At 47.6% G+C, this 6,710-nt stretch carries 5 protein-coding genes; 1 reads left to right on the top strand and 4 read right to left on the bottom strand.

Going from position 1 to position 6,710, the window contains the following annotated elements; all coding sequences use genetic code 11:
• On the top strand, positions 1 to 676 hold a 676-nt coding region (locus SOHN41_RS06885), incomplete at its 5' end, for a hypothetical protein (protein WP_037458326.1).
• A gap of 267 nt (positions 677 to 943) precedes the next feature.
• Here SOHN41_RS06885 and phoU read toward each other — a convergent pair.
• The 4 genes from phoU to SOHN41_RS06865 form a co-directional block, all read right to left on the bottom strand.
• Positions 944 to 1,654, bottom strand: a complete 711-nt coding sequence (gene phoU, locus SOHN41_RS06880) for a phosphate signaling complex protein PhoU (RefSeq protein WP_007646988.1) — start codon at positions 1,652 to 1,654, stop codon at positions 944 to 946.
• Positions 1,655 to 1,727: 73 nt separating this feature from the next.
• On the bottom strand, positions 1,728 to 2,546 hold the full coding sequence (pstB, locus tag SOHN41_RS06875; RefSeq protein WP_007646986.1) for a phosphate ABC transporter ATP-binding protein PstB: 819 nt from the start codon (positions 2,544 to 2,546) through the stop codon (positions 1,728 to 1,730).
• A gap of 33 nt (positions 2,547 to 2,579) precedes the next feature.
• Positions 2,580 to 4,238, bottom strand: coding sequence for a phosphate ABC transporter permease PstA (gene pstA, locus SOHN41_RS06870; protein WP_007646984.1), 1,659 nt, complete (start codon positions 4,236 to 4,238; stop codon positions 2,580 to 2,582).
• Between the two features lie 59 nt (positions 4,239 to 4,297).
• Positions 4,298 to 6,556: an ABC transporter permease subunit gene (locus SOHN41_RS06865; RefSeq protein WP_007646981.1), complete on the bottom strand. Its 2,259-nt coding sequence runs from the start codon at positions 6,554 to 6,556 to the stop codon at positions 4,298 to 4,300.
• Positions 6,557 to 6,710: the final 154 nt, after the last annotated feature.

Genomic DNA, 6,710 nt, shown 5'->3' with positions numbered 1-6,710 from the left:
GTTACTCGATAGCTTACTTGCCGAGTGGCATGAACGATTGAGTAGTATCAGCTGGTTTATGCGCTGTTTAAATGAAGAAATTGCCCGTAAGGCCAATCGTGAAGATGAGTGTAAAGGCGCTTTCTGGGAAGGTCGGTTTAAATCACAAGCGCTGTTAGATGAACAAGCCTTGCTGGCGTGCATGATGTACGTGGATTTAAATCCTATCAGAGCGGGCATTGCTGACTCTTTGCAATCCTCTGATTTTACATCGATTCAAGAGCGGATTAACTCGCTAGACCCGCAAGATGACACTTTTCCCTCACTTAACACACTGGCTCAATCCACAAATAAACGACCGCAAACAACACCCCCATCCCTCGCCAAATTTGATGGTGCAACACATCTAAGTCAGCAATCGGGCATTCCGTTTCATTTTGCCGATTATCTCGAACTGATTGATTGGACAGGCAGAGCAATCCGCCTTGATAAAAAAGGCTATATCGATAATCAACGGCCAAAACTGCTTAATGAATTAGGCATTGCGCCCGATGCTTGGTTGACCTCAGCCAAAGAATTTCGTCGTCAATACAGTGGTATAAGTGGTCGATGGGATAGCATGTGCGAGTTTAAAAAGCAGCACAACAGTGGGAAATGGTGTAAAGGCAAAGCCTCTAGTCAAGCTTTGCACCCTTAAACGGATGAGCAGCTCAATGCTGACGGTTCACGTTCTGCATTATTTTTATTTAGTGGGAACAAGAGTAAATGGGCAAATATCTCAATCGCTGTTGTCCAACTCCGACTGACTTGGCACTGTAATCAGTTCAATTAAGCCAGCCCCAAAAAGTATTAAGCATTTATTTTATATACACTTAAAAAAATCCATAAAAAGCAAAGCGCTCCACAGGGACTGGGGAGCGCTTCATTCAGCGAATGGTTTTAAAACAGCAGGTTAACGCTTGTCTTAATCCTTCATATCCTTTTCCATATCTTCGTAGGAAGTATGGCGAACGTCTTTGCCTTTCACGTAATAGATAATATATTCACAAATATTTTTACAACGATCACCGACACGTTCAACCGCACGGGCTGCCCACAGCACATCGAGTACATCGGGAATGGAGCGAGGGTCTTCCATCATATAGGTCATCAATTGGCGGATAATACCTTCGTATTCGCGGTCCAGCTTAGCATCTTCCTTATGCAGTTCCAGTGCGGAATCGGCATCCATACGTGCCAACGCATCGAGGGTCGAATGTAGCATGCGGGTTGCATGGCGGCCCATATTTTCAATGCTGACTAATAATGGCTGCTGATTATTCAAACGCTTATCTAATGCGGCCTTGGCAATTCGCACACAGGCATCACCAATACGCTCCAGATCGGCAATCGATTTGGAAATCGCAATGATCAGACGTAGGTCACTGGCCGCGGGTTGACGCTTAGCAATAATACGAGTGCATTCTTCGTCGATAGAGACTTCCATGCCATTGACTTTATGGTCGCCATCAATCACTCGCTGGGCAAGCTCGGCGTCTAAGGTACTTAAGGCATCGATAGCTTGCTCTAACTGACGTTCAACTAGGCCGCCCATAGCGAGGACGCGGTTGCGGATATCATCCAGCTCAGCGGTAAACTGTCCTGAGATGTGCTTACTTAAATTCATATTTTCCATTTGGCCAACCTTTTACTCAACTGTTTCAAGATCTCGGCTCGCACCTAGACCGTGGCGTTTATTCCATCACTGATTAACCGTAACGGCCGGTAATGTAGTCTTCGGTCTTACGTTTTTTCGGCGTAGTGAAAATGGTATTAGTATCAGCGTATTCCACTAATTCGCCCATATACATAAAGGCGGTTTGATCCGATACCCGCGCAGCCTGCTGCATGTTATGGGTAACGATGACCACTGTGTATTTGGTTTTGAGCTCGGTTATCAGTTCTTCAATCGTCAAGGTTGAAATTGGATCGAGAGCTGAGGTGGGCTCGTCGAGCAGTAATACTTCTGGCTCAATCGCAATCGCGCGGGCAATCACCAAACGTTGCTGCTGACCACCGGATAAGCCAAAGGCGTTATCGTGCAGACGGTCTTTCACTTCGTCCCAAATTGCCGCGCCGCGCAGTGAACGTTCAGCCGCTTCATCTAATTCACGACGATTGTTAAGGCCTTGCAAGCGCAGGCCATAAACCACGTTCTCGTAAATCGACTTAGGGAATGGGTTTGGACGCTGGAACACCATGCCTACGTTGCGACGTAGTGCGGCCACATCGATTTTTTTGTCGTAAATGTTCTGACCGTGCAGCAAAATCTCGCCGTCAATATGACAGTTATCGACTAAGTCATTCATGCGGTTAATACAACGCAATAAGGTGGATTTACCACAACCGCTGGGGCCGATAAACGCTGTCACTTGTTTCTTGGGGATCTTCATCGACACATTAAACAGCGCTTGTTTATCACCATAGCGCAGGTCTAAGTTACGGATCTCCAGTGCGGTATCGCTTTGGCTTAAGTTAGCTAAATCGAAGTTATTGGTTTTCATTGCTGTCGAATCTATAGAAATCATATTCAGTCCTAATACTTTCAGGATAATCGCTGATTAATGCTCAAGCGAACGATATTTTTCACGTAAGTGGTTACGCACACTAATGGCCGTCAAGTTCAGCGCGACAATCACAGTCACCAGCAAGAAGGACGTTGCGTATACCAGAGGACGTGCCGCTTCAACGTTAGGACTCTGGAAGCCCACATCATAAATATGGAACCCTAAGTGCATGAATTTACGTTCCAAATGCACAAACGGGAAGTTAAAGTCTAATGGTAATGTCGGGGCGAGTTTCACCACACCCACCAACATCAGCGGTGCCACTTCACCGGCGGCGCGGGCCACTGCCAAAATCAGACCCGTCATGATTGCCGGGCTTGCCATTGGGATCACAATCCGCCACAGGGTTTCGGCTTTGGTTGCACCGAGCGCTAGACTACCTTGACGTACCGCACTTGGGATCCGGCTCAAACCTTCTTCAGTCGAGACTATCACCACAGGCAGCGTCAAAATAGCTAAGGTTAATGCCGACCAAATCACCCCTGGCGAGCCAAAGGTTGGCGACGGCAAGGCTTCGGCATAGAACAACTGATCGATTGAACCGCCCATCATATAAACGAAGAAGCCTAAACCAAACACGCCATACACTATCGATGGCACACCCGCTAAGTTAATTACCGCGATACGGATCATCTTAGTGATAGGGCCTTTTTTGGCATATTCGTGCAGATAAATCGCGGCTATCACTCCAAATGGCGTCACTATGACAGCCATCAGTAACACCATGAAAACAGTGCCAAAAATAGCTGGAAAAACACCGCCCTCCGTGTTGGCCTCACGGGGGTCATCCACGAGAAAACGCCCTAGACCAATAAACCAATGGCTGATTTTGCCCATCAAACCTAAGTGATTGACATAGGTTACATCTAACACAGTATCCAGCTTAAGCTCGACTTCGATACCGCGCATATCGCGGACAAGCACAGAGTCACGGGCCGCTTCATCGCGCAGGGCAAACAGCTCTTTTTCCAGCACGAGGTAATCGTTTTGCAATGCCTCCTTCGCCGCAGCCAGTTCTAACTTACGGCTGTCGGTGAGTTCACCGTCAAGTTCGTAACGACGCTCTTTTAAGCGCAGTTTTTCAATAGCATAGTTAATGGCACCAATATCCTGCTTCTGCAGTTTAAGTGCTTTATCCGACAGCGCTACAGCACGCTCAATATGCGCCATCAAGGAGGACTCAATGGCATCGCTCACTAGGTCTAGGCGCTTGCCATTTTCAATCACGGCCACGGGATAACCGTAAAAGTTACCGTTTTTTGCCCGCTCAATCATGGCAACATCGCTAGGCGTTGTACGGCTGAGGATATCCGTGGCTAATATCCAACGAAAATCTAAGCCGACAAATTCACGGTTACCAGTCTTGACTAAGTAACGCGTCACAAACTCGCCAGGAGTTTGCTTAAACACATGGCCCGCAGCAATCAAACGCTCGCTGGGGACTTCTTCCCTATCGTAGATCTCACCGATTAAGGTTGAACGTGCGCCTGTGTTATCTTCAAGTTCCCATTGATAAATATCCGCAGGCCAAAAATAGCTTAATCCGCGCCATGCAATCAGCAGTAACAAGCCTAATACTGCAATCAAACTGATGCTCACCGCTCCGCCCGTCATCCAAATCCATGGAGAGCCCGATTTTACCCACTTACCCATTGCACAAACCTCTCAAGGTCACTGGCGAAATAATATTTAGTATCATTATCTTATCTCCGTTACAGCGAGCTATAGCGATCACGTAGACGCTGTCTCACCACTTCTGCAATGGTGTTAAAGAAGAAGGTAAAGACGAACAGCACAAATGCCGCGAGGAAGAGCACACGGTAGTGCGAGCTGCCAATCGCCGACTCGGGCATTTCCACCGCAATGTTGGCTGCCAAGGTACGCATACCTTCAAACACGCTCCATTCCATGATGGCGGTGTTGCCCGTTGCCATTAACACGATCATGGTTTCACCCACGGCGCGGCCAAGACCCATCATTACCGCCGAGAAAATCCCCGGACTCGCGGTGAGCAATACCACCCGCGTCAGCGTCTGCCAAGGCGTTGCACCCAGGGCCAAACTGCCGTTGGACAGGTGACGTGGCACAGAGAAAATCGCATCTTCGGCAATCGAGAAAATGGTTGGGATCACCGCAAAGCCCATGGCGATACCCACCACCAGCGCGTTACGTTGATCGAAGGTAATCCCTAATTCGTTAGTGATAAATTGACGAGTGTTACCATCAAATAACGCCACTTCAATCATTGGGCTTATCGCAAAGGAGAACCAACCCACAAAACAAATCACAGGGATCAGCATTAGCTCTTGATAAACCTCAGGCAAACGCTGTTTCCACCTGCCGGGCAACTGACTCCAGCCATAGGCAGACGTCAAAATGGATGTTGGCAACAGGATTAACAAAATGAGGATCCCAGGTAGGTGCTCCTCAATCAGTGGCGCTAACCATAGACCCGCTAAGAAGCCGAGGATAACCGTCGGTAAGGCCTCCATGATCTCGATAGTGGGTTTGACAAGGCCACGCACTTTGGGCGACATAAAATAAGCGGTATAGATAGCGCCAGCGATGGATAATGGCACGGCAAATAACATGGCATAAAACGCCGCCTTCATTGTGCCGTAGGCCAATGGCATTAAGCTTAACTTAGCCTCGAAATCATCGCTGCCGGAGGTTGATTGCCATACGTATTTAGGCTCAGGATACCCCTCGTACCACACCTTGTTCCATAAGGCACTCCAGGAAACCTCGGGGTGTGAGTTTTCCACATGGAAAATATTCAGCTTTTTATCGGCCTCGACGACTATACCGTTAGAACGCGGGCTAAAACCCATCACACCAGGATTTTTAATGTCAAACTTTTCATCAAACAGTTCACGTTGGCTCGTAGTGTAAAGCAGGGACAATTCGCCCTCGGGACTAACGACGGCAAAACTCTTACGGTAAAACTCGGAGGCAATAGACGCGATAGGAGCTAGATCGTTAAATTCACGAATTTCTTGGTACAAACGACCTTTAGGACCATTCACTTGGAAGTATTGGGTGACAACACCTGTGTCATAGCTGACCAAAATCGAGCTAGCACCCGCCAATAAGGCAATATTGTTCACCTTAGACTTTTCTTTTTCAGCGTCGATAACTTGCATTAAATCAACACTTTCAGCATCACGGATATTGTAGATAAACACTTTATTGCCCATCTGCAACATCAGTTGACGCTGATCAGGGGTCATCAACTGGTGAGCCACTTTCTTTGGTGCATCGGGAATGATTGAGTTAGTGGCAGTCCATTCCACTTCTTCAGTCATCATATTTTCTTGACCTTCGAGGCGGCTTAAACGCCAAACACCCTGATCATCTTGATAGGCAAAGCTCATTTTGTCTGAGCTATAGGTAAAGGTCAGTTTATGGATCGCACTGCCAGATTCATCAATAGTAATAGGCGCTTCCCCCGCTGAATAACGCAGCTTGGGGGTGATCAGACGTTTGTTATTAGGATAAGTTAAACCAAACTCAATACCGACCACGAGGGCCTGACCATTGCTTAAGCCAAGGGCAAAACGCTGTTCACTCGGCGCGGCAACGCTAGCACTGGTCACAGTGACGTTTGCAGGGATGGACGGCATAAAACTTGAGAGCAAACTACCATCGGCAACGGTGTAAAAGTCCACTTGGCCGTCAACGGCCACACGGTACAGCACCTCATTCTGCTCATCGGCGCCCACCATTAACGTCGCCACCTCTGCATGCTGATATTCCACGCTCTTAACGGGTGTGACATCTGCACTATCGAAAATGGGTTTTATCACGTACAGCAAATAGAAGAAAATCAGCAATAGGGCAACAAACACCATAGTGCCGCCAATAGTGACTCCGACTTGAGCCGCTTTATCCTTAAATGCCCTGCGACTTGAACGCCCGCCTTTAAGCATATTGTGCGGTGCAGAACCAGGTTGAGTGACCTGACTTTCCATTAAGAACCTCTATTATTAAAGCCTGTGAGTTTTTCGCTAGGATTCGTAAACTGCTATGCTTACACTGTTTGAACGTAAACTGAGCAATAACAACATCCTTCATTCTAAGTGCGTGGATTATATGACGCAAAGATGACAGTTGTGTTACACCCAG

Source organism: Shewanella sp. HN-41 (genome assembly GCF_000217915.1).
Classification (GTDB): domain Bacteria; phylum Pseudomonadota; class Gammaproteobacteria; order Enterobacterales; family Shewanellaceae; genus Shewanella.
The sequence above is the reverse complement of the archived record's forward strand: the minus strand, read 5'-3'. Positions and strand labels throughout refer to the sequence as shown.

What these genes read in the sequence shown, in the direction of transcription:
- phoU (WP_007646988.1), bottom strand. Translation starts at nt 1,654, where the DNA reads ATGGAAAATATGAATTTAAGTAAGCACATCTCAGGACAGTTTACCGCT.
- pstB (WP_007646986.1), bottom strand. Translation starts at nt 2,546, where the DNA reads ATGATTTCTATAGATTCGACAGCAATGAAAACCAATAACTTCGATTTA.
- pstA (WP_007646984.1), bottom strand. Translation starts at nt 4,238, where the DNA reads ATGGGTAAGTGGGTAAAATCGGGCTCTCCATGGATTTGGATGACGGGC.
- SOHN41_RS06865 (WP_007646981.1), bottom strand. Translation starts at nt 6,556, where the DNA reads ATGGAAAGTCAGGTCACTCAACCTGGTTCTGCACCGCACAATATGCTT.